We start from the raw sequence: 21,346 nt of genomic DNA, 5'->3' as shown, positions 1-21,346 counted from the left end.
AATCTCGCCATCATCATCCCTGACATTACGCACCTCGACCGACGGAACGCAGCCTCTATGAAACATCTCCCGACCCATCTCGTCACTGCGCTGACGGCTGTCACTCTGTTGCCGAATGCAGCTCTGGCCGCGGCGACCGAACTGACGTTGCCGCACAACCTGTCGCCCTGGGGCATGTTCATGGGCGCCGACATCGTGGTGAAGGCCGTGATGGTAGGTTTGGCTTTCGCATCGCTGGTGACGTGGACCGTGTGGCTCGCCAAGACGCTGGAACTCGCGCGCGAACGGAGCATCGCCAAGCGCCGCCTCAAGCTGCTGGAAAGCGATACGACGCTTGCCGCGGTCGAACAGGACAGCGCTGGCAAGACCGATGCGGTGGCGCAGCTGATCCATTCCGCGGTGCGCGAGACGACGCTGTCGCACGGCATGCTATCGCACGGCGTGTTCGATGACGGTTTCAAGGAGCGCATTGCGCTGCGGCTGGAGCGTGTCGAACTCGCAATGTCGCGCCGGATTTCGCGCGGCACCGGCGTCGTCGCCACGATCGGCGCCACCGCGCCGTTCGTCGGCCTGTTCGGCACCGTTTGGGGCATCATGAACGCTTTCATCGGTATTTCCGAAGCCAAGACCACCAATCTCGCAGTAGTCGCGCCCGGCATCGCCGAAGCGCTGCTGGCCACCGCGCTCGGCCTCGTCGCGGCGATTCCCGCGGTAGTGATCTACAACCAGCTGGTACGCGGCGTGACCTCGTATCGCGCTATGCTCGGCGACGCTTCCGCACAGGTAATGCTGCTGATCAGCCGCGACCACGGCCGGCGCGGCAATGTGCCGGTCGCCCGGGCGGCGGAGTAGTCCGGTGGGCGCGCGACTGGGTGGACGCACGCGCGGCGGCGGGGATGATGACCTCGACGTGCAGCACGAAATCAACGTCACGCCGTTCATCGACGTGATCCTGGTGTTGCTGATCATCTTCATGGTGGCGGCGCCGCTGGCGACCGTCGATCTCGGCGTGGACCTGCCGGCCAGCGCTATCGAGCCGTCACCGCGTCCGGAGAAGCCGGTCTTTGTCACCTTGAAGCCCGACCTCACGATCGGCATCGGCGAAGACATCATTCCGCGCGACACGCTGGGCGGCGCGCTGGATGGCGCAACCAAGAACAACAAGGACGAGCGCATCTTCCTGCGGGCCGACAAGGCCGTCAGCTACGGCGACCTGATGGAGGTCATGAACCTGCTGCGCAACGCCGGCTATCTCAAGGTCGCGCTGGTCGGCCTCGACGGACGCACCAACACGCCATGAATGAATTCGCGCTGCATGCCCCGACCGGCCGCACCACCCTGCGCTGGGTCGGCTCGGCAGTGGTCATCGTCGCCATCCATGTCGGATTGATCGCCGGCGGTATCGCCTGGTATCGCGAGCAGGCGAAGGCTGGCGCCGAAATGCCCGCGATCATGGTGGACATGGCGCCGGCATCGGCCGCGCCACAAATCCAGGAGCAAGATCTCGCGCCCGGCCCGGAAATGCAGCAGGCCGAGGCGCCGGCCGAACCGCCGCCGGAGCCGGTGCAGCCGCAGAAGATCGAGGAACAGGTGGCCCCGACGCCGCCGGTGGAAAAGCCGGCCGTCGAGGCGCCGCCCGAACAGAAGATCGAGCCGACCCCGCCGCCGCCGGAGCCCGCCAAGGTGACGCCCGAGCCGCCGAAGCCCGAGGTCAAGCCGAAGCCGGTGCCCGCCGAGGTCAAGAAGAAGCCCAGCGAAAAGCCGCCAGCGCCGCGCACGACCGCGCCGCCGCGCGCCGACCGTCAGGCCGCCGCGGCCTCTGCCGCGTCTGCCGGTGCTGCTGCCGCCGCAGCTGCGCTGCCGTCCTATCGCGACCGGCTTGCCGCGCATCTGCAGCGCTACAAGCAGTATCCGAGCGAGGCCAAATCCGCCGGCAAGCAAGGCGTGGCAATGCTGAACTTTACCGTCAGCCGCAGCGGCCAGGTGCTGGGCAGCCGGCTCGCCGGCTCCTCCGGGGTGCCGGAGCTCGACGCCGAGACGATGGCCATGATCCGCCGCGCCCAGCCACTGCCGGCCTTCCCGCCGGAAATGACGCAGGCCTCCTTGAGCTTCACGGTGCCGGTGCGGTTCTCGATTCGGTAGGAGAGCGAAGCTATCGGCAGCTTCGCGTCACAGCCAGATTCGCATCCATCCCTACTGATCCGGATTCGCCCGCTCGAACTGCCGCAGCAGTTTGTTGCCGCGCTCGACGGCGGCGTCGAGCGCGGCCTGGGCGGACTTGCGGCCGCTGAAGGCCTGTTCGAGTTCGTCCTCGATCACGTCGCGGATCAAGGTGAAGGAGCCTAGCCTCAAGCCGCGGGAATTTTCCGTCGGCAGCTTCAAGGTCATCTGCTCGATCGATTTCGCGGTGCCCGGATGGCTGTCGTAGAAGCCCTGCGCGCGCGTCAGGTCGAAGGCTGCGCGGGTGATCGGCAGGTAGCCGGTGTTCTGGTGCCAGGCGGCCTGAACGTCCGGCTGCGACAGAAACGCGAAAAACTTGGCGGCGCCCTTGTATTCCTCGCGCGGCCGGTCGCGCAGCACCCACAACGTCGCGCCGCCGATGATCGAGTTCTGCGGGGCTGCCGCGATATCCGGCCAGTACGGCAGCATGCCGTAGCCGACCTCGAACTTCGCATTGGCCAGAATGTCGGCACGGGTGCCGGACGAGCCGATGAAGATGCCGCATTCGCCGTTCTGGAAGCGCGGCTCCGCCAAGGTCGAGCGACCGCTATAATCGAACACCTTGGTCTTCTGCCATTGCGCGAGTTGCGCGATGTGGCGGACCATCGCGGCATTGTTGAAGGTCAGCACCGCATCCAGCCCGGCCATACCGTTGCCCCGGGTCGCGACCGGCAGATCGTGAAACGCCGAAAAATTCTCGACGTTGATCCAGGACGGCCACGACGTGGTGAAGCCGCACGCCGCACCCGCTGCGCGCAGGCGCTTGGCGGCTCCACCCAGTTCGGACCATGTGCGCGGCGGCGTCTCGGAATCGAGCCCGGCGGCGCGGAACAGGTCCTTGTTGTAGTACAGGATCGGCGTCGAGGCATTGAAGGGGAACGACAGCATGTTGCCGGCCATGTCGGTATAGTAGCTGGTGACCGCCGGCAGGTAGGCGGCCGGCGAAAACGCCTCCGCCTGGTCGCGCATCAGCTCGTGCACGGGATAGATCGCGCCCTTCGCCGCCATCATCGTGGCGGTGGCGACCTCGTTGACCTGGACGATGGCCGGCTGGCTGCGCGAACGGAAGGCGAAGATCGCCGCATTGACTGTCTCGGTATAGTTGCCCTTGTAGACCGGGACGACGCGGTAGCCGGTCTGGGTGGCGTTGAAATCAGTCGCGAGCTTTTCCAGCTGCCGGCCGAGCTGGCCGGACATTGCGTGCCACCACTGGATTTCAACGGCCGCCTGTGCGGGCGCGACCCATGCGGCCACCAGCGCGACCAGTGCCGGAATTCGAACCATCGACTTGAACATCGCCTGCCTGCTTCTGACCTGTTCCGCACACAACCGCGCTGCGGCCGGACGGCGTTAGCGGTCTTGATTGTAGGGGGAGTTTTTTCGGAGTGAAACTATAGTTCAGTCGGCCGGTGTAACTTAATAGTTCATGATCCGGCCGTTCTGCCCGCTTGACGCGGCCCGCCGCCCGGCAAATCCTTGCCGCATCGGGGAGCGGCCACACAGCCGGTCCCCTGCCTGCCCCGTTTGAACCTTTTGCAAGGTCGCGTGACATACCCGTGGTGACGACCAAGGACAGTGGAGTTTCGCAGCGGCAAAGGGGGCTGGGGGCCATGGGCCGGACCGGCCTCATCGGGCTTGTGCGCGCGATTCCGATCCGCTGGCGCATCCTGTCGATCGCCTCGCTGAATTCTGCCGTGGTGCTGGTGCTGGCCGGGCTGATCTGGAGCGGCTCGCAGGTTCTGTCCTCGGCCTGGGATGATGTCCGTCAGGTCCGGCAGTCCGACCAGATCCTGGCGCTGCTGGAGAGCGAGACCAGCCGGCTGCAAAACCTGATCCACCGCTACATCAACCAGCCAAGCCCCGAACTGTTCGCCGAAATCCTGCTGCTGCGCGAGGCGGTGCTGGGCACCCTGAGCAGCCGCGCCTCGACCGACCCGATGCTGTCGGGCTCGGTCGCGGAACTGGAGCGCGTTACCGAGCGCTTTCTCAGTGGATTCGGCGAATTGCGCAGCCTACAGACCACCATCGCCCGGACCTATGAGGAGCAGGTGTTGGCGCCCGCCAAGGACATGGCCGGGCTGTATTCGATCATCGAGGGCGCCACCGGCCAGCGCGACGCGCTGATCTGGCCGACATTCGGCAAATCCCGCGAGGCCTTCACCGCGATGTTGGTGGCGGCCAATGCCTATTATCTGTCGCTGGCCTCGGCCGCCGCCGAAGATGCCCGCCGCAACACCGAGACGATCGAGCGCACCATCCCGGTGATGACCGAGCAGGCCGACAACGACCTGCAGAAGATCGCCTTGCAGCGGCTGAAGGACCGTGCGGTCGCGCTGCGCGAGGGGCTAGGGAAACTCTCCGAACAACTCACCAGCCGCACCGACCTGCTGCGCAACTCGATCGACGCCAGCCAGGCCGATACGATCGCTGCGATCGACGGCCTGTCGGTCCTGATGCGGCAGCGCGAGCAGAAGGCGCAGACGACCTTCGACCATACGCTGGCGAGTATTTCCCGCAATGTGCTGCTGATCGCCACCTTCTTCCTGTTCGTCATCATCATCGCCGGCATCGTCATTGCGCTCAGCATCCGGCTGCCGCTGCAGCAGATCATGGGCTCGATGCGGGCCATCACCTCCGGCCACCTCGACCGCCAGGTGCTGGGCACCGGCGCCCGCGACGAAGTCGGCGCGATGGCCAGGTCCGTCGAGGTCTTCCGGCAGAACGCCATCGCCCGGCGCGATGCCGAAGGGGAATTGCGAGCGTCGAAGGAAAAGGCCGAGAGCGCGCTGCTCGAACTATATGCCGCGCAGCAGAATTTGATCGACGCCGAACGACTGGCGGCATTGGGCGGGCTGGTCGCCGGCGTGGCGCATGAGGTCAACAATCCGATCGGTATCAGCCTGACGGTGGCGTCTTCCTTCGCCCGACGCTCCGAAATGTTCGAGGCCGAGTTGCGCGGCAACACGCCGCTGCGCCGCTCGCAACTCGAAGAATTCGTGAGGACATCGCAGGATGCAGCGCAGCAACTGGTCTCAAACCTGCAGCGCGCCGCCGAATTGATCCAGTCGTTCAAACAGGTGGCGGTGGATCGATCACATGCCGAACGGCGCCAGTTCAGCCTCTCCGAAGCCACCGACCAGATCATCGCCAGCCTGCGCCCGGTGCTGAAGAAGTCGCCGATCACGCTGACGGTGGACGTACCGGATGGGCTGATGATTGACGGCTATCCCGGCTCCTACGGCCAGATCCTGACCAACCTGTTCCTGAACGCCGCCAACCACGCCTTCCCCGACGGCCGCCCCGGCGCGATCACGCTGACCGCCCGGTTGCGCGGCGACGATATCGAGATCAGCTTCGCCGACAATGGCGCCGGCATGACGCCCGACGTGCAGCGCCAGGCGTTCGACCCGTTCTTTACGACGCGCCGCAACGAAGGCGGCACCGGCCTTGGACTGCACATCGTCTACAATCTGGTAACCCAGCAACTGGGAGGCCGGATGATGCTGGAGTCAAGACTGGGACAAGGCACTACTTTTCGCATTATCATGCCGCGAGCTACCACCGCCGCGGGAACAACCGACGGGACCACGCCATGGCCGAGCAGGACGATGTCCTCTATCTGATCGAAGACGCCGGCGAAGTGCCGGTGGAATCCACCGCGCGCAAATGGAAGATCGCGGTGATCGACGACGATCACGCGGTCCACGAAGGCACGCGCTTTGCGCTCAGCGACTACTCGCTGAACGGCCAGTCGCTGGAGATCCTGTCGGCCTATTCCGCGGCCGAAGGCGAGACCCTGATGCGCGACAACCCGGATATCGCCGCGGTGCTGCTCGACGTCATCATGGAAACCGACGCCGCCGGCCTCGATCTCGTCGAGTTCATCCGCAACGAACTGCACAACGAGACCGTTCGCATCATCCTGCGCACCGGCCAGCCCGGCCAGGCGCCGGAGCGCCGCGTGATCGTTGACTACGACATCAACGACTACAAGGCCAAGACCGAACTCACCGCCGACAAGCTGTTCACCTCGCTGACCGCGGCCTTGCGCAGCTACCAGCAGCTTGAGCGGATGGTGCAGACGCGTCGCGGGCTGGAGATCATTATCGACGCGGCGTCCACGTTGTATGACTTCAAGTCGATGCAGCGGCTTGCCGAAGGCGTACTGACGCAGATCGCGTCGTTGCTCAATGTCGATTGCGCTGGAATACTTGTGCTGCGCGACAGCGGCGTGGTCGGCGACGATTTCGCGGTGCTGGCGGGATCGGGCTGCTACAGCCGCTTTATCGGTTGCCCGACGCCGCAATCGCTCGATCCGGATCTGCGGCTGATGGTCGAAGACGCTTTCCGCCGCCGCAAGCACGACTTCGCCGACCAGCGCACGGTGCTGTACATCCGCACCGGCAGTGGCCGCGAGGTGGTGGTGCTGCTGCAGGCCGAGCGGCAATTGTCCGAGACCGACCGCGCGCTGGTCGAGATCTTCGGCAGCCGGCTGTCGATCGCTTTCGATAATGTAATTTTGTACCAGCAACTGCACGAGGCCAACAGCCAGCTCGAAGACCGCGTCGCGCAGCGCACCCGCGCTTTGATGCAGGCCAACCGCCGTCTGTCGGCGCAGTGGCTGCGGCTGCAGCGCGCCAACGGCTTCAAGAACGAGATTCTCGGCACCGTCGCACACGACCTGAAGAACCCGCTCGGCGTCATCCTGGGACGGACCGAGATGCTGACCGAACTGATCGGGGCGGGATCGCCGAAAGAGAATATCGCGGCTCAAGTCGATCACATCCGCGACGCCACCAAGCGGCTGACTGCGATGGTCGATCATTTGATCAACGACGCGATGGCGGATGCCTTCGACATCACCATCCGCCGCGAGCCTGTCGACATCTCCGCGCTGGTCGCGGATGTTGCCGAGGCCAACAAGCCCTCCGCCGTCAACAAGCAGCAGGCGATCACGGTGGCGGTCCCGGAGCATCGCGAATTCATTTCATGCGACGCCGACCGGATGCGCGAGGCCATCGACAACCTGGTCAGCAATGCCATCAAGTACAGCCCGATCGGCGGCGGCATCACGATGGCGGTGAGCTGCGACGGCATCGATATCAATATCAGCGTCAGTGACGAAGGCGCGGGCCTGATGCCTGAAGACCTCGACCGGCTGTTCGGCCGCTTCCAGCGGCTGTCCGCCAAGCCGACCGGCGGCGAAAGCTCCACCGGCCTCGGCCTTTCCATCGTCAAGCGCATCGTCGACATGCATGGCGGCGAGGTTACCGCCGAAAGCCCCGGCCCCGGGCAGGGCGCCACCTTCACCATCACGCTGCCCACAACCGAAAGCGTGACATGAGCCAGAGCCCGCACATCATCATCGTCGACGACGAAGCGCCCGCCCGCGAAATGGTCGGCGATTATCTCAAGATGCACGGCTTCGCCGTGACCTTGTGCGACGGCGGCACGAGCCTGCGCGCGGAGATCGAGACCAAGCTGCCGGACCTCGTGGTGCTCGATCTCAACATGCCCGAGGAAGACGGGCTGTCGATCATCCGCGACCTCAAGGGCCGCATCAACGTACCGGTGATCATGCTGACCGCGACCGCCAGCCCGATCGACCGCGTCGTCGGCCTGGAGATCGGCGCTGACGACTACATCGCCAAGCCGTGCGAGCTGCGCGAGCTGATGGCGCGAATCCGTTCCGTGTTGCGGCGGAGCGTGCCGAAAGCTGCAGCCGCCGAAGCCCCGGCGAAATCCACCCGCGACCATCTGGTGCGGTTCGGCACCAAATGGCTCGATCTGGAAGCGCAGGCGCTGCGCGACGACGAGGGCAACGAACATCCGCTGACGGCGTCGGAATTCGGCCTGCTCAAGGTATTTGCTGCCAACCCGAAGCGGGTGTTGTCGCGGGAGCGGCTGCTCGAACTGGCCAATGCGCGCGACGCCGAGGCTTTCGACCGCGCGGTTGATCTCCGCATCATGCGGATTCGCCGCAAGATCGAGCCGGATCCGACGCGGCCCGCGGTAATCCGCACCATCCGCGGCGGCGGCTACCTGTTCTCGCCGGCCGGCGACAAGGCCTGAGCCTCATCGGGGCGCGAAACGTCAACCTCGATTTGGTTGCAGCCCGACGAGCAAATACCGATCTACGGAAGGCCGCCATAAACGGCGGTTATCGCGTAATCAAGCCATTCAAATTGCTGACATTTCATGCCTGAATGTTTCGTCGCGGGGTGTGCGACGACACAATTCCCCGGTGGCATGAAACCATTTTCCGCTTGTCGCGCAGACGTGCTGAAACCGGAGTTCCTTAACACTCCTCCCAACGAAGCCGCCCGAGCGGCATCAACGGGAGCCGATCATGCAGAACGTCATCGCCATCAACGCCGCAGGCCAGCAAGGTATCCTTGCTGCCCGCGCCACCTCGGACGAGATGTTGCTGGAGAAGATTGCCACCGGCGACCGGACTGCAATGCACACGCTGTATGCCCGGCACCATGTGCGGGTCTATCGCTTCGTCCTGCGCATGTTGCGCGACACCGCGTCTGCGGAAGATCTGGTCAGCCAGGTATTCCTCGACGTCTGGCGCACCGCCAGCCAGTTCGAGGGCCGTTCGCAGGTTTCGACCTGGTTGCTGTCGATCGCACGCTTCAAGGCGCTGACTGCGTTGCGCCAGCGCAAGCACGAGGACATCGACCAGGACGATGTGATGCAGATCGCCGATCAGGCGGATACGCCGGAGGCGTCACTAGACCGCAGCCGCACCAGCGCCATCCTGCGCGCCTGTGTCGCCAAACTGTCGCCGGCGCATCGCGAGATCGTCAGCCTGGTCTATTACCATGAGAAATCGGTCGAAGAGGTCGCCGGCTTGATCGGGATCCCCGCCTCCACCGTGAAGACCCGGATGTTCTATGCCCGCAAGCAGCTTGCCGAACTGCTGAAGAGCGCGGGCATCGATAGCCTCGCGGCGTGAGCCACCTATTTTAGTTTTCTACGTTTAACCTCCAGCCTTCGACCCGGACGGGATGCCTCCCTTCCGGGTCTTTTTTTTGCTCTCTGTTTGCTGCGCGAGAGACCTTCACCCATGGACAACGTGTCCACCGCGGCGCGATAGGCTCGGCGCGGCTGCCGTGTTATCATTTAGTCCGATCCGAACGAGGGTGGCGCGATGTTCGAGGGCTGGGATGCGATCGTGCTGGCGCGGGCGCAGTTTGCGTTCACGATGTCGTTCCACATCATCTTCCCGGCGTTCTCGATAGGGCTCGCCAGTTATCTCGCGGTGCTCGAGGGGCTGTGGTTGTGGACCGGCCGCGAAGTATTCCTCAATCTGTTCAACTACTGGCTCAAGATCTTCGCGGTCGCCTTCGGCATGGGCGTCGTCTCGGGCATCGTGATGTCCTATCAATTCGGTACCAACTGGTCGGCCTTCGCCGACAAGACAGGCGCGGTAATCGGCCCGCTGATGGCCTACGAGGTGCTCACCGCCTTCTTTCTCGAGGCGGGCTTCCTCGGCGTGATGCTGTTCGGGCTGGAGCGCGTCGGCCACAAATTGCACTTCACGGCCACGCTGATGGTCGCGATCGGCACGGCCATTTCGGCGTTCTGGATCCTGTCGGCGAACTCCTGGATGCAGACGCCGGCCGGCTACGCCATCAACGAAGCCGGACAATTCGTCGCCGTCGACTGGTGGAAGGTTATCTTCAACCCGTCGTTCCCGTATCGCCTCGTCCACATGGTGCTGGCGGCCTATCTCACCACGGCGCTGGTGGTCGGCGCCGTCGGCGCGTTTCACCTGATGCGGGACTTCCGGCTCGCCGGCCCCCGCGTGATGTTTTCGATGGCGATGTGGATGGCGACACTGGTGGCGCCGCTGCAGATTTTGGCCGGCGACCAGCACGGCATCAACACGCTGGAACACCAGCCGGCCAAGGTGATGGCGATGGAAGGTCACTATCAGAGCCACCCCGACGGCGCGCCGCTGATCCTGTTCGGCCTGCCCAATCAGCGCGAGGCCCGCGTCGATTATGCTCTGCAGGTGCCTAAACTGTCGTCGCTCATCCTCAAGCACGACCTCAACGCGCCGCTCGCCGGGCTCGATACCGTGCCACGTGAAAACTGGCCGCCGGTGCCGATCACCTTCTGGTCGTTCCGCATCATGGTCGGCATCGGCTTCCTGATGCTCGGGCTCGGTCTCACCAGCCTGCTGATGCGCTGGCGCGGCGAGTTGTACCAGTCGCGCTTCCTGCATCTCTTCGCGCTGGTGATGGGGCCGGCCGGTTTCGTCGCCGTGCTGGCCGGCTGGATCACGACGGAAACCGGGCGACAGCCATTCACGGTGTTCGGCCTGCTGCGCACCGTCGATTCGGCTTCGCCATTGGCCGCACCGGCGGTTGGATCGTCGTTGGTCGCTTTCATCATCGTCTACTTCATCGTGTTCGCCGCCGGCACGATCTACATTTTCCGGCTGATGGCGGCGCCACCGCATCACGGCGAACAGGGCCCCCGCGGCGAAGCCCCGGTGCGTGCGGCTGGCATCGCGCCCGTACTGCCTCCGGAGGGACACGCATCATGACGGGCATGATCGACATCGCCACCGTATGGGCCTTCATCATCGCCTTCGCTGTGTTCGTCTATGTCGTGATGGACGGCTTCGACCTCGGCCTCGGCATGCTGTTTCCGCTGTTTCCCAAAAAGGAAGACCGCGACGTGATGATGAATACCGTCGCCCCCGTGTGGGACGGCAACGAGACCTGGCTGGTGCTGGGCGGCGGAGGAATGATGGCGGCGTTTCCGCTCGCCTATGCCGTGCTGATGCCGGCGCTGTACACGCCGATCATTGCGATGCTGCTCGGGCTGGTGTTTCGCGGCGTCGCATTTGAGTTCCGCTGGCGCACGACGCGCGAGCGCAATCTGTGGGACATCGCCTTTGCCGGAGGCTCGCTGCTGGCGACGCTGGCGCAAGGCGTCGCGCTTGGCGCGATCCTGCAGGGCGTCGTCGTCAGCGGCCGGCACTATGGTGGCGGCTGGTGGGACTGGCTGACGCCGTTCAGCCTGCTCACCGGGCTTGCGCTGGTCGCAGGTTACGGCCTGCTCGGCGCGACCTGGCTGGTGATGAAGACCGAGGGTGAATTGCGCGAACGAGCCTATGCGATGAGCTGGTGGCTGCTGTTTGCGATGCTCGGTTTCATCTGCGCGGTGAGTCTCGCAACACCGTTCCTTAACGCCGAATATGCCGCGCGCTGGTTCGCCTGGCCCAACGTCCTGGCCACTGCGCCGGTGCCGATCGCCGTGAGCGTGGTGACGTTGCTGCTGCTGCGGGCGCTGGCCGCGCGGCAGGACTACCGGCCGTTCTTCCTGTCGCTCCTGCTGTTCGCGCTGTCCTATGCCGGACTGGGCATTAGCATGTGGCCCTATATCGTGCCGCACAGCATCACGATCTGGCAGGCGGCGGCGCCCGACAACAGTCTGGTGTTCATGAGTTACGGCGTCGGCGTGCTGGTGCCGCTGATCCTCGCTTACACCGGGTGGGCCTATTACGTGTTTCGCGGCAAGGTGCAGGCCGGCGCGGGATATCACTGATGCCGCCCGTCCCGCACCAGACAGAGCGTCCGCTGCTGCAGCGCCTTGCGTGGTTCATCACGCTGTGGGCCGGCGGCGTCGCAACCGTCGCAATCATCGGTTACGGTATAAGGGTATGGATCAAATAACGGTAACCTCTCCTGCCTCGGACGCGATGCAATACGAGCATGGCACCGCGGAGCAGCGAAGGATGCCGCACCGCGCCCTGGACATGCGCGCGGCGCGCTCTCTGGTACCGTTAACAAGGCCGTGGTAAAATCTGCCGAAATGACGAACGGAGACTTGCGAGATGTCTTTCCCACGCGCGCACTGGCTTTCCATCATCGCCGCCGCCGGGCTGATCCTCGCCGCTGCGCCCGCTTTCGCGCAAAAGTCCGACCGCGGCGACGAGCCCGGGCTGATGCCGGACGAATCCGTACAGCTCGAGCCCGAATTCCAGAAGCAGATGGTACTGTACCGCACCACCGAAGCGCCGGGCACGATCATCATCTCCACCGCGGACCGTCACCTCTATGTCGTGCAGGGCAATGGCCGCGCGCTGCGCTACGGCATCGGCGTCGGCCGCGACGGCTTCACCTGGCAGGGATTGCTGAAGATCTCGCGCAAGGCGGAATGGCCGGACTGGACGCCGCCGCCGGAGATGATCGCGCGGCAGCCCTATCTGCCGCGCTTCATGGCGGGCGGTCCCGGCAATCCGATGGGCGCCCGCGCGCTATATCTCGGCGCCACCGTGTATCGCATCCACGGCACCAACCAACCCGACACGATCGGCACCGCGATCTCGTCCGGCTGCTTCCGGCTGGTCAATGCCGACGTCTCCGACCTGTATGACCGAATCCCGGTCGGCACCAAAGTCATCGTGCGACAAAAGCCCGAGCTGTAATCCCCGCTTCGATTTCAAAGCAAAATTTTCCCGATAACGCATGAGTTGAATCAATGTCGATGAAACGGACCTTTGCCACGGGCCTCGCAATCGGCCTCGTCGCCGCAACGGCGGTTGCGGCCGCCGCGATCACCTATGAGCGCTACGACACCAAGACACTGAAGCGCACGGTCAAGCGCGACGCGGTTCTGTGCGGCGTCAACACCGGCCTGCCCGGCTTCTCGACGCCGGACGCCCAGGGCAACTGGACCGGCTTCGATGTCGACTTCTGCCGTGCGGTCGCGGCCGCCATCTTTGATGACGCGAAGAAGGTCAGCTTCGTGCCGCTCGACGCCACCGACCGCTTCAAGGAATTGCAGAACCGCAAGGTCGACATTCTCAGCCGCAACTCGACTTGGAGCATGTCGCGCGAGACGTCGTATGATTTATACTTCCCGGCGGTGTCGTATTACGACGGCCAGGGCTTCATGGTGCCGAAGGCGCGCAACATCGACGGCGCGCTCGACCTCGACGGTAGCAAGGTCTGCGTGCAGGACGGCACCACCACCGCGCTCAACCTCGCGGACTACTTCCGTACCAACAACATCAAATATACTGAGATGAAATTCGGCAAACTTGACGACGTCACGAAGGCCTACGCGTCCGGGCAGTGCGACACCTTCACGGCCGACGCCTCGCAGCTCTATGCACTCCGGCTGACGCTCGGCAAGCCAGAGGACCACACCATCCTGCCCGATGTGATCTCGAAGGAACCGCTGGCGCCAGTGGTACGGCAGCGCGACGACGATTGGATGATGATCGTGAAGTGGACGCTCTATGCCATGATCAACGCCGAGGAACTCGGCATCACCTCGCAGAACATCGACGAGGCGCTGAAATCGAAGAAGCCTGACGTGATGCGACTGGTCGGCACCGAGGGCGCCTATGGCGAGGAACTCGGCCTCAGCAAGGATTGGGCGGCGCGCATCATCCGCCGTGTCGGCAACTATGGCGAGGTCTATGAGCGCAACATCGGCGCTGGCTCGAAGCTGCGGATTCCGCGCGGCCTGAACCAGCTGTGGAGCGCCGGCGGCGTCCAGTACGCGCCGCCGATCAGATAAGCGGGTTCGTTCCCCCCCGCGGGATTGCGAGGTCTCCACGCTTGCGAAGGCGGCAAGCGTGCATAGATCTGGCACTCTGTCATCGCATACGGAGACAACATGGCCGACGAAGCAAAGCCGATCGCCGCGGGCACGAAAATCGGCCATGTGCACCTCAAGGTCGCCGACCTCGAACGGGCGCTCGGTTTTTACCGCGACGTGCTCGGTTTCCAACTGACGCAGCGCTACGGCGACCAGGCGGCGTTCATTGCCGCCGGCGACTATCACCACCACATCGGGCTCAACACCTGGGAGAGCAAGGGCGGCGAGCCACCGCCGCTCGGCACGACCGGGCTGTATCACACCGCGATCCTGTATCCGACCCGCGCCGCGCTGGCCGACGCACTGCACCGCGTGCTGCAGGCCGGCATCACGCTGGATGGCGCCGCCGACCACGGCGTCAGCGAGGCGCTATATCTGCGCGACCCCGACCAGAACGGTGTCGAGTTGTACTGGGACCGCCCGGAAGCCGAGTGGCCGCGCGACACCAACGGCGGCATCGCGATGTTCAATCGGCGGCTCGATCTGGAAGAACTGCTGACGCAGCGGGTGGTGTGATCGGCGCTGCGCGCAGCAGGATCAGCACTGCCGCGACCAATTGCAACGCCATGCAGGCATAGAACGGCGCCGCGTAGCTGCCCGAGAGATCGCGCAGCCAGCCGATCATGCCGGGGCCGAAGGCATAGGTGACCTGCGTTACCGCGGTGATGAGGTTGATCAGCACACCGAACGACCGCGCGTCGAACTCGCGCTGCACGATCAAGGCCGGCAGCGTAATCAGGTTACCGACGGAGAAGCCAAACAGCGCACAGCCGAAAAACAGCAGCGCATCTTGGCGTGCGTTGATCACAACGACCAGCGCCACCGCCTGGCTGAGAAAACAGACCGCCGAAGCGCGCCGCTGCGGCAGCCGGTCGATCACCGCCGAGAACAGCACCCGCCCGATCACCGCCATCAGGGTCATCAGCGCCATCGCGCCGGCGGCGCGCTCGCGGCCGATCAGGGCATCGAGATACGAGATCAGGTGAACGATGAACCCGACCTGTGCGAACAGCGCCAGCGCAAACGCGATCATCAGCGTGAGGAAGCCGACATCGCGAAACGCCCTTGTGCGAATCTGCGGCGAGGTCTGCGTGTCCGCGGGATTGCCGGAGATCAATGATCGCTCGCTCGGTGGCTTGCCCACGAAAAAGAGAATCACCGGCACCAGCGTCACGACCATCGCAACCGCCGCCGCGATCATTGCGCCGGAGAAGCCGAAGTGGGCGATCGCAGCCACCAACAGCGGCACGCCCACAATTCCGCCGAAGCTCGCGCCGTTGAGCGCCAGACTGATCGCCATGCCACGCCGCTTGTCGAACCACAGGCCGAGCGTGTTGGTGACAGCGCCGAGACTGGTGCCGGCCCACCCGAATGCCAGCAAGGCGTTGACCGCATAGAGCTGCCATGGCGCGGTGATCTGGCCGAGCAGCACCGTGGCGCCGGCCATCGCGACGACGCCAACCAGCAGGCAGGCGCGCGGCCCGAAAGCGCGGATCGCCTCGCTGAGGAACACCACCAGCAGCGCGCCGATCAGATAGAAGAACGTGGTCGCCGACGCGACCGTCGAGGCCGGCCAGCCATGCACGCGCTGCAACTCGGCGAGATAGACGCTCTGCCCGTAAAAGCCCAGCGCCCAGCCGAATGTCGCGAGGCAAAAGCAGACGCCGACAATGCGCCAACCGGCGTAGCGGATCGAGGTTTCGTCGATAGGCATGGCGGTAGTGGCGTCCTTTACGGCGGCTCTCATGGCGATGTGTTGCGACGCAACTGCGACAACACGCCGCGAATGGTGCCTGCGCCCTTCAAATACGGCAATAGCCGCCGGGAAATGCGTGCATTTGCTTCACGATGCCGCCATTCCGGCGCTTGCGCCCTTGGCGGGGCGGCAGCCCACGCCATATACTATGCATAAGAACATGGAGGGTATCCGCACGTGAACGCCATCGCCGAACTGACAGGCCAGACCGACCGCTCGCTCCTCATCGTCGAGGACGACAAGCCGTTCCTGGAGCGGCTGTCGCGCGCGATGGAAACCCGCGGATTTACCGTCACGTCCTGCGACTCCGTCTCGGAAGGCCTGGCGCATATCGGCAAATCCGCGCCCGCCTTCGCGGTCGTCGATCTGCGACTCGGCGACGGCAACGGGCTCGATGTGGTGTCGGCGCTGAAGCTGCAGAGGCCGGATGCGCGCGCCATCGTGCTGACCGGCTATGGCAACATCGCCACCGCCGTCACCGCCGTGAAGATGGGCGCCGTCGATTATCTGTCGAAGCCGGCCGATGCCGATGACGTTGTCGCAGCATTGCTGGCCAGCGGCAGCGAAAAATCCGAACTGCCGAACAACCCGATGTCGGCCGACCGCGTTCGTTGGGAACACATCCAGCGCATCTACGAAATGTGCAGCCGCAACGTTTCGGAAACCGCACGCCGGCTCAACATGCACCGCCGCACCTTGCAGCGGATTCTCGCGAAACGCGCGCCGCGCTGAGAGGCGACCATCACGAGTTCTTTTCACGACATGCTCCCTGTCATCGCCCGGCTTGATCGGGCGCCCCGGTAAACTCAGGCCCGTTTATGCTGGATCACCTGCTTTCGCAGGTGATGACAAGTGAGTATGCGGGGGAGAAACTACACTTCGTTGAGAAATTCTGCATGACCCTGTGGGTCATGCAGCCGGTTGAGGCGCTGCGCGGCCGTTGTGGCAAAGCGCAGCATCATCAGTTTCCGCGTCGGCGCGGGCAGCCGATGCTCCGGCGCCTCGCAATGGATGTGTGCGCCATAGGCGTCCGCCACGATCAGTCCGGTATCCCCGGGAAACAGATCGCAGGACAGATCCTGCGTGAAGGCGAAGAACAGCCGGTCGCAATGCAGTCGGTAGTCCGGCCATTTGTCGTCGGCGCGCAGGTCGGCCAGTGACGACTTGATCTCGACGATCCATATCTCGCCCCGCTCGTTCAGCGCCACCAGATCGGCACGCCGCCCCGACGGCAATGACACCTCACTGAGACAGGAAAATCCCAGGCCGCGCAGCAGTCGCGCCGTGCCGCGCGCGATCGCCAGCGCGGTTTCCGACTGGCGACGATCGAGCGGGGGCGCCAGCGTGAGAGGAGCAACGGTCGATTCCATGCGAAAGATTATAGCGGATTCCCCCTTGGCTCGCCCGCAAAAATCAGCATTGTGGCGCGATGAGCCATGAAAACGAGCACAAAGCCGCCGCTGGCGCCGTCATCATTCCCGTCACCCTGTTCCAGCAGAACTGCATGCTGCTGTGGGACGAAACCACCCGGCAAGCGGTGGTGATCGATCCCGGCGGCGACGTGCCGCTGATCCGGGACGCAATCGCCAAGGCCAATGTGAATGTCGAGGCGATCTGGCTGACGCATGGTCACATCGACCATGTCGGCGGCGCCGCCGAATTGCGCGACGCGCTGAAGGTCGAGATCATCGGCCCGCATATCGACGACAGGTTTCTGTTCGATCTCGTCGAGGAAAGCGGCGCCAAATACGGTATGGCCGGCGTGCGCAATTTCACCCCGGACCGCTGGCTGAACGAAGGCGACCGCGTCAGTGTCGGCGGGCTGAACTTCGACATCCTGCACTGCCCCGGCCATTCGCCGGGCAGTGTGGTCTATTACAACAAGGCGATGAAGTTCGCCCATGTCGGCGACGTGCTGTTCGCAGGCTCGGTCGGCCGCACCGATTTCCCCGGCTGCAGCCACGAGCAGCTGATCCAATCGATCACCACCAAGCTACTGCCGCTCGGCGACGATGTCGGCTTCATCTGCGGCCACGGCCCGGGCTCCAGCATCGGCCAGGAGCGCATGACAAATCCGTTCCTGACAGGGCAGGCCTAAGGCCCTACCCCGCGAAACCGGGGTCGGCCCATTGCTCGATCTTCGAGGCGGGGATGGTCTGCTTGGGCTGATGCGGATTCAGCGTGCCCGCCGTGGCGGTCCACCCCTTGGCGATGATCTGCTTGGCGAACAGCTTGGCGTCGATTTCCGACTTGAAGGTCTTGGTCGTTCGCACGGTGCCAGCGGCGCTCGCATCGGATCTTATGGATTTGTCGGGGCCGAAGGCCACATACCAGATATCGGGCTTTGTCATGATGCAGCTCTAACGCCGATTGTGGCAAAAAGTTGCAGTGCGGCTCCGATATCTCGAATTACGGCTTGAGATTTCTCGGCTGCACCACATCCCAGGCCAGCCCGCATTTTTCGAGCAGGCGGATGGTGAGGTAGGTGGTATCAAACTCCCACCAGCGATGGCCGTGGCGCGCGGAGCGCTGGTCGGCATGGTGGTTGTTGTGCCAGCCCTCGCCATGCGCCCAGAGGCCGACGAACCAGTTGTTTCGGCTGTCCTCGTCGGTGGCGTAATTGCGATAGCCCCACATGTGGGTGAGCGAATTCACCGCCCAGGTCTGGTGCCAGACGAACACCGTGCGGACGAACACCGCCCATATCACGACGCTGAGCGCAAAGATCACAGCCTCGGACCACGTGCCGCCCATCGCCAGTTCGGCGAGGAAGCCGGCGAAGAAGAATACGTTGAGCTGGATCAGCATGATCTTGAGCTGCCACAGATGGCGCTCCAGCGTCAGGTAGAACGGATCGCGCAGGATGTCCTTGGCGTAGCGGTCGTAGATGCCGAGCCGCGACAGATCGGGGTTCTTCACCAGTAGCCAGCCGATATGGCCCCAGAAGAAGCCGGCCAGCGGGCTGTGCGGATCGGGCTGTTCGTCGGACTTTTCGTGATGGCGGCGGTGCACGGCGACCCAGCGAGCCGGCGTGTCCTCGGCGCAGCAGATCGCGATCACGACGAAGCCATGCTCCAGCCATTTCGGGCATTTGAAGCCGCGATGCGTCAGCAGGCGATGATAGCCGATATTGATGCCGATCAGACCGAACAGCCGCGCGCAGATGATCGCGACGATCACGGCGGTCCAGTTGAAATAGATCGGCAGCAGCGCCAGCAAGGCCAGCGCATGAATGGCACCAATCACGGAGACATTCACCCAATCGATGCGATAGGGCTGCACGCCTGCGGGGAGATCGATCTGGCGATGATGCGGGCCGAGGCTAGCGGGAATTTCAAAGACCGCGGCAGCAGCGAATCGCTCACGTTCAAGGGCCACGTCACTCCGGATCCCGGCGGCATTCGCGCCCGCCGCAAGGTGTTATTTCGAGCAACACATTACGTGAAAACGCGAGTCGTGACCACTGCTGCCAATCGCCACAGAACAAACAAATCAGGCCGCCCGAAGGCGGCCTGATTGATGGAACTTCAGTCGAAATTATTCAACGATTTCGACGATGCGGCGCGACGACGGCTCGACCAGAACCGTGCGGCCGTTGACGACGGTGTAGCGGTATCCCGAAGCACCGTATTCAGTCGGCACGTCGTAATAGGTTACGCCATCACCCGGCAGCACGGCGCCGACGCGAACTTCGTTGTTGTAGGTATAGGACGGGCGACGCTGTTCCACGGCATAGGTGCGGAAGCGCGGACGCTGATCGACACCGAGAACGCCGGCGACGCCGCCGACAACGCCGCCAATGGTTCCACCAACGATGGCGCCGACCGGGCCGGCAGCACGTTCACCGTCACGGGCGCCGCGCTCGACGCCGCCGGGAACACCCTGGGCCTGAGCGAGAACAGGAATCACCAGCGTGGCGACAATGGCAGTAGCTCCGAGAATACGACGGATCATGATGTCCTCCATGCGATCGGGATGATCGCTTCGAATTGCCCGTAACAAGCCGCCGCGCTTCGATAGGTTCCGGTGCGATATGATACAGCGCGAACTGAATTGCGCGGCGGGAGCGGGAACGAATCAGCCGATGGGATTTCGAGGTTTGTGGTGCGGAGGCCGCATGAATTTAGATTGCGCCGGAGAACCCGGAAGATTGTTCCACCCGTGTTAGATGGCGGCGGTGCAATTACCTGTTCACCATCTCGCGCACCCGTTGCGACAGGTTGTCGAGATCGAACGGCTTGGTGATCATCTCCATGCCGGGCTGCAGAAAGCCTTCGGCGACGGCGGCGCTTTCGGCATAGCCGGTGATGAACAAGGTCTTCAGCCCGGGCCGCGTTTCGCGCGCCTGGTCGGCAAGTTGCCGGCCGTTCATGCCGGGCAGGCCGACATCGGTGACCAGCAAATCGATGCGCCCCTCCCGGCGCAGCACGCGCAGGCCGGATGGGCCGTCCACGGCCTCGAGCACGCGATAGCCCTCGTCGTGCAGCATCTCCATGATCACAGCACGCACCACCGGCTCGTCCTCGACCACCAGCACCGTCTCGCCAGTGGCGATGGGAGCGGGGTCACGTGCCGAGGTCACGAGATCGCCTGCTACGACGCCACAATGGCGCGGCAAATACAGTTTCACCGTGGTGCCGCGACCCGGCCGGCTGTCGATGCTGACATGGCCATTCGACTGCCGCGCGAAGCCGTAGATCATCGACAGGCCCAATCCGGTGCCCTGCCCTATCGGTTTGGTGGTGAAGAACGGATCGAACGCGCGCGCCACCACCTCCGCGCTCATGCCGGTGCCGGTATCGGCGACGCTGATGCAGATGTAGTCGCCCGGCGCCAACGCCGGCGCATCGGCGCGCGCTTGAGCCACCGGGGTATTGGCCGTGGCGATGGTCAGCTTGCCGCCGTCCGGCATCGCGTCGCGAGCGTTGATGGCCAGATTGAGCAGCGCGCTTTCGAGCTGGTTCGGATCGCACAACGTGCACCACAGATCGGGAGCGGCAACGATCTCCAGATCGAGCCGTTCGCCAATAGTCCGGCGCAGCAGGTCCTCCAGCGAAATCACCAATGCATTGGCGTCGATCGATTTCGGAATCAGCGGCTGGCGGCGCGCGAACGCCAGCAGGCGATGCGTCAACGCCGCGGCGCGGTTGGCCGAATTCATCGCGGCATCAATGTAGCGTGCGACATTCTCGGTGCGGCCTTGCGCCAGCCGCGTCCGCATCAGATCGAGCGAGCCGACGATGCCGGTGAGCAGGTTATTGAAGTCGTGCGCGATGCCGCCGGCGAAACGCCCCAGCGCCTCCATCTTCTGCGCGCGACGGAGCTGATCCTGCGACTCGCGCAGCGCACGCTCGGCGCGCCGGCGGGCCGTCACGTCGAGCGCCACGGAAAGGTGAACGGGCCGCCCTTCGTACTCCGTTAGGCACGCGAAGATTTCGACCTCGAACACGGTGCCGTTCTTCTGTAAATGGCGCCACAGGCCGGCGTACGTGCGCTCGTGGAGGTTCTGCGACTTGGCCAGCGCGCGTGTGACGGCGAGGAAGCGAAGGCGATCCTCGTTGGGGCGCAGATCGAGAAGGCTGAGTTGCAGGAACTCGTCGCGCCCGTAGCCATACTGCGCGCACGCCGCCTCGTTCACCGCCAGCACGGCGTGCGACTCGATGTCGGCGAGATACATCGGCAGCGGACACGCGTCGAACAGCAGACGATAGCGCTGTTCGCTGCGGTGCAGCTCCGCCG

23 protein-coding genes are annotated in these 21,346 nt (G+C 64.2%); 16 read left to right on the top strand and 7 right to left on the bottom strand.

Features of this window, described 5'->3' with window-relative positions; genetic code table 11:
- Positions 1 to 57 precede the first annotated feature (57 nt).
- Genes exbB through JWQ24_RS23225 form a run of 3 tightly spaced genes read left to right on the top strand, consistent with a single transcriptional unit; the run spans position 58 to position 2,142 of the window.
- On the top strand, positions 58 to 852 hold the full coding sequence (gene exbB / locus JWQ24_RS23235; RefSeq protein ID WP_299813098.1) for a tonB-system energizer ExbB: 795 nt from the start codon (positions 58 to 60) through the stop codon (positions 850 to 852).
- Between the two features lie 4 nt (positions 853 to 856).
- The gene (exbD, locus tag JWQ24_RS23230) at positions 857 to 1,300 is read left to right on the top strand and encodes a TonB system transport protein ExbD (RefSeq protein WP_299813095.1); all 444 of its coding nucleotides are present in this window, start codon (positions 857 to 859) and stop codon (positions 1,298 to 1,300) included.
- Positions 1,297 to 2,142 (top strand): energy transducer TonB, encoded by an 846-nt coding sequence (locus tag JWQ24_RS23225; protein ID WP_299813092.1) that lies wholly within the window; start codon positions 1,297 to 1,299, stop codon positions 2,140 to 2,142. The genes exbD and JWQ24_RS23225 overlap by 4 nt, the downstream gene beginning before the upstream one ends.
- A gap of 51 nt (positions 2,143 to 2,193) precedes the next feature.
- Here the strand turns inward: JWQ24_RS23225 and ugpB are convergent, their stop codons facing one another.
- Positions 2,194 to 3,516 carry a sn-glycerol-3-phosphate ABC transporter substrate-binding protein UgpB gene (gene ugpB / locus JWQ24_RS23220; RefSeq protein ID WP_299813089.1) on the bottom strand — a complete coding sequence of 441 codons (1,323 nt, stop codon included), beginning with the start codon at positions 3,514 to 3,516 and terminating at the stop codon, positions 2,194 to 2,196.
- Positions 3,517 to 3,830: 314 nt separating this feature from the next.
- Here ugpB and JWQ24_RS23215 point away from each other — a divergent pair, with 314 nt between their 5' ends.
- The 10 genes from JWQ24_RS23215 to JWQ24_RS23170 all read left to right on the top strand — a co-directional run bounded on the left by JWQ24_RS23215 (position 3,831) and on the right by JWQ24_RS23170 (position 14,367).
- Positions 3,831 to 5,843, top strand: coding sequence for an ATP-binding protein (locus tag JWQ24_RS23215; protein ID WP_299813086.1), 2,013 nt, complete (start codon positions 3,831 to 3,833; stop codon positions 5,841 to 5,843).
- On the top strand, positions 5,813 to 7,564 hold the full coding sequence (locus JWQ24_RS23210; protein WP_299813083.1) for a DUF3369 domain-containing protein: 1,752 nt from the start codon (positions 5,813 to 5,815) through the stop codon (positions 7,562 to 7,564). Before JWQ24_RS23215 ends, JWQ24_RS23210 begins: the two co-directional genes overlap by 31 nt.
- Positions 7,561 to 8,292 (top strand): response regulator, encoded by a 732-nt coding sequence (locus JWQ24_RS23205; RefSeq protein ID WP_299813080.1) that lies wholly within the window; start codon positions 7,561 to 7,563, stop codon positions 8,290 to 8,292. Before JWQ24_RS23210 ends, JWQ24_RS23205 begins: the two co-directional genes overlap by 4 nt.
- Positions 8,293 to 8,569: 277 nt before the next feature.
- The gene (locus JWQ24_RS23200; RefSeq protein ID WP_299813077.1) at positions 8,570 to 9,181 is read left to right on the top strand and encodes a sigma-70 family RNA polymerase sigma factor; all 612 of its coding nucleotides are present in this window, start codon (positions 8,570 to 8,572) and stop codon (positions 9,179 to 9,181) included.
- Positions 9,182 to 9,376: 195 nt separating this feature from the next.
- Complete coding sequence (locus JWQ24_RS23195) at positions 9,377 to 10,780, top strand: cytochrome ubiquinol oxidase subunit I (RefSeq protein WP_299813074.1); 1,404 nt, start codon at positions 9,377 to 9,379, stop codon at positions 10,778 to 10,780.
- Positions 10,777 to 11,787 carry a cytochrome d ubiquinol oxidase subunit II gene (cydB, locus tag JWQ24_RS23190; protein WP_299813071.1) on the top strand — a complete coding sequence of 337 codons (1,011 nt, stop codon included), beginning with the start codon at positions 10,777 to 10,779 and terminating at the stop codon, positions 11,785 to 11,787. The genes JWQ24_RS23195 and cydB overlap by 4 nt, the downstream gene beginning before the upstream one ends.
- The gene (locus JWQ24_RS23185) at positions 11,787 to 11,915 is read left to right on the top strand and encodes a DUF2474 domain-containing protein (RefSeq protein ID WP_299813068.1); all 129 of its coding nucleotides are present in this window, start codon (positions 11,787 to 11,789) and stop codon (positions 11,913 to 11,915) included. Before cydB ends, JWQ24_RS23185 begins: the two co-directional genes overlap by 1 nt.
- A 161-nt stretch (positions 11,916 to 12,076) precedes the next feature.
- Positions 12,077 to 12,670, top strand: coding sequence for a L,D-transpeptidase (locus JWQ24_RS23180; protein ID WP_299813065.1), 594 nt, complete (start codon positions 12,077 to 12,079; stop codon positions 12,668 to 12,670).
- 59 nt (positions 12,671 to 12,729) lie between these two features.
- Positions 12,730 to 13,770 carry an amino acid ABC transporter substrate-binding protein gene (locus JWQ24_RS23175; protein ID WP_299813348.1) on the top strand — a complete coding sequence of 347 codons (1,041 nt, stop codon included), beginning with the start codon at positions 12,730 to 12,732 and terminating at the stop codon, positions 13,768 to 13,770.
- Between the two features lie 99 nt (positions 13,771 to 13,869).
- Complete coding sequence (locus JWQ24_RS23170; protein WP_299813062.1) at positions 13,870 to 14,367, top strand: VOC family protein; 498 nt, start codon at positions 13,870 to 13,872, stop codon at positions 14,365 to 14,367.
- On the opposite strand, the gene JWQ24_RS23165 is transcribed toward JWQ24_RS23170, so the two are convergent.
- Positions 14,318 to 15,598 carry an MFS transporter gene (locus JWQ24_RS23165; protein WP_299813059.1) on the bottom strand — a complete coding sequence of 427 codons (1,281 nt, stop codon included), beginning with the start codon at positions 15,596 to 15,598 and terminating at the stop codon, positions 14,318 to 14,320. The genes JWQ24_RS23170 and JWQ24_RS23165 overlap by 50 nt on opposite strands.
- 186 nt (positions 15,599 to 15,784) lie before the next feature.
- Between JWQ24_RS23165 and JWQ24_RS23160 the strand changes: the two genes are divergently transcribed.
- The gene (locus JWQ24_RS23160) at positions 15,785 to 16,339 is read left to right on the top strand and encodes an ActR/PrrA/RegA family redox response regulator transcription factor (RefSeq protein ID WP_299813054.1); all 555 of its coding nucleotides are present in this window, start codon (positions 15,785 to 15,787) and stop codon (positions 16,337 to 16,339) included.
- 140 nt (positions 16,340 to 16,479) lie between these two features.
- Here JWQ24_RS23160 and JWQ24_RS23155 read toward each other — a convergent pair whose 3' ends face one another.
- The gene (locus JWQ24_RS23155; RefSeq protein ID WP_299813051.1) at positions 16,480 to 16,977 is read right to left on the bottom strand and encodes an MmcB family DNA repair protein; all 498 of its coding nucleotides are present in this window, start codon (positions 16,975 to 16,977) and stop codon (positions 16,480 to 16,482) included.
- Positions 16,978 to 17,036: 59 nt separating this feature from the next.
- Between JWQ24_RS23155 and JWQ24_RS23150 the strand changes: the two genes are divergently transcribed.
- Positions 17,037 to 17,705, top strand: a complete 669-nt coding sequence (locus JWQ24_RS23150; RefSeq protein ID WP_299813049.1) for an MBL fold metallo-hydrolase — start codon at positions 17,037 to 17,039, stop codon at positions 17,703 to 17,705.
- Between the two features lie 4 nt (positions 17,706 to 17,709).
- Here the strand turns inward: JWQ24_RS23150 and JWQ24_RS23145 are convergent, their stop codons facing one another.
- Positions 17,710 to 17,958: a hypothetical protein gene (locus JWQ24_RS23145; protein WP_299813046.1), complete on the bottom strand. Its 249-nt coding sequence runs from the start codon at positions 17,956 to 17,958 to the stop codon at positions 17,710 to 17,712.
- 58 nt (positions 17,959 to 18,016) lie between these two features.
- On the bottom strand, positions 18,017 to 18,853 hold the full coding sequence (locus JWQ24_RS23140) for a fatty acid desaturase (RefSeq protein WP_299813043.1): 837 nt from the start codon (positions 18,851 to 18,853) through the stop codon (positions 18,017 to 18,019).
- Here JWQ24_RS23140 and JWQ24_RS23135 point away from each other — a divergent pair.
- Positions 18,836 to 19,123 (top strand): hypothetical protein, encoded by a 288-nt coding sequence (locus tag JWQ24_RS23135; protein ID WP_299813041.1) that lies wholly within the window; start codon positions 18,836 to 18,838, stop codon positions 19,121 to 19,123. The two genes, JWQ24_RS23140 and JWQ24_RS23135, sit on opposite strands and share 18 nt — an antisense overlap.
- 21 nt (positions 19,124 to 19,144) lie before the next feature.
- Here JWQ24_RS23135 and JWQ24_RS23130 read toward each other — a convergent pair whose 3' ends face one another.
- Positions 19,145 to 19,561 (bottom strand): DUF1236 domain-containing protein, encoded by a 417-nt coding sequence (locus tag JWQ24_RS23130; protein WP_299813038.1) that lies wholly within the window; start codon positions 19,559 to 19,561, stop codon positions 19,145 to 19,147.
- Positions 19,562 to 19,790: 229 nt separating this feature from the next.
- Positions 19,791 to 21,346, bottom strand: a 1,556-nt coding sequence (locus JWQ24_RS23125) for a response regulator (protein ID WP_299813035.1), incomplete at its 5' end; no start/stop codon positions are given.

The organism is Tardiphaga sp. (assembly GCF_028290495.1).
Lineage (GTDB): Bacteria > Pseudomonadota > Alphaproteobacteria > Rhizobiales > Xanthobacteraceae > Tardiphaga.
Note: the sequence above shows the minus strand (reverse complement) of the source record. Positions and strands in the feature narration are given on the sequence as shown.

Coding starts and splice junctions, on each gene's coding strand:
- exbB (WP_299813098.1), top strand. CDS start 58: ATGAAACATCTCCCGACCCATCTCGTCACTGCGCTGACGGCTGTCACT.
- JWQ24_RS23225 (WP_299813092.1), top strand. CDS start 1,297: ATGAATGAATTCGCGCTGCATGCCCCGACCGGCCGCACCACCCTGCGC.
- ugpB (WP_299813089.1), bottom strand. CDS start 3,516: ATGTTCAAGTCGATGGTTCGAATTCCGGCACTGGTCGCGCTGGTGGCC.
- JWQ24_RS23215 (WP_299813086.1), top strand. CDS start 3,831: ATGGGCCGGACCGGCCTCATCGGGCTTGTGCGCGCGATTCCGATCCGC.
- JWQ24_RS23210 (WP_299813083.1), top strand. CDS start 5,813: ATGGCCGAGCAGGACGATGTCCTCTATCTGATCGAAGACGCCGGCGAA.
- JWQ24_RS23205 (WP_299813080.1), top strand. CDS start 7,561: ATGAGCCAGAGCCCGCACATCATCATCGTCGACGACGAAGCGCCCGCC.
- JWQ24_RS23200 (WP_299813077.1), top strand. CDS start 8,570: ATGCAGAACGTCATCGCCATCAACGCCGCAGGCCAGCAAGGTATCCTT.
- JWQ24_RS23195 (WP_299813074.1), top strand. CDS start 9,377: ATGTTCGAGGGCTGGGATGCGATCGTGCTGGCGCGGGCGCAGTTTGCG.
- cydB (WP_299813071.1), top strand. CDS start 10,777: ATGACGGGCATGATCGACATCGCCACCGTATGGGCCTTCATCATCGCC.
- JWQ24_RS23185 (WP_299813068.1), top strand. CDS start 11,787: ATGCCGCCCGTCCCGCACCAGACAGAGCGTCCGCTGCTGCAGCGCCTT.
- JWQ24_RS23180 (WP_299813065.1), top strand. CDS start 12,077: ATGTCTTTCCCACGCGCGCACTGGCTTTCCATCATCGCCGCCGCCGGG.
- JWQ24_RS23175 (WP_299813348.1), top strand. CDS start 12,730: ATGAAACGGACCTTTGCCACGGGCCTCGCAATCGGCCTCGTCGCCGCA.
- JWQ24_RS23170 (WP_299813062.1), top strand. CDS start 13,870: ATGGCCGACGAAGCAAAGCCGATCGCCGCGGGCACGAAAATCGGCCAT.
- JWQ24_RS23165 (WP_299813059.1), bottom strand. CDS start 15,598: ATGAGAGCCGCCGTAAAGGACGCCACTACCGCCATGCCTATCGACGAA.
- JWQ24_RS23155 (WP_299813051.1), bottom strand. CDS start 16,977: ATGGAATCGACCGTTGCTCCTCTCACGCTGGCGCCCCCGCTCGATCGT.
- JWQ24_RS23150 (WP_299813049.1), top strand. CDS start 17,037: ATGAGCCATGAAAACGAGCACAAAGCCGCCGCTGGCGCCGTCATCATT.
- JWQ24_RS23145 (WP_299813046.1), bottom strand. CDS start 17,958: ATGACAAAGCCCGATATCTGGTATGTGGCCTTCGGCCCCGACAAATCC.
- JWQ24_RS23135 (WP_299813041.1), top strand. CDS start 18,836: ATGAATGGCACCAATCACGGAGACATTCACCCAATCGATGCGATAGGG.
- JWQ24_RS23130 (WP_299813038.1), bottom strand. CDS start 19,561: ATGATCCGTCGTATTCTCGGAGCTACTGCCATTGTCGCCACGCTGGTG.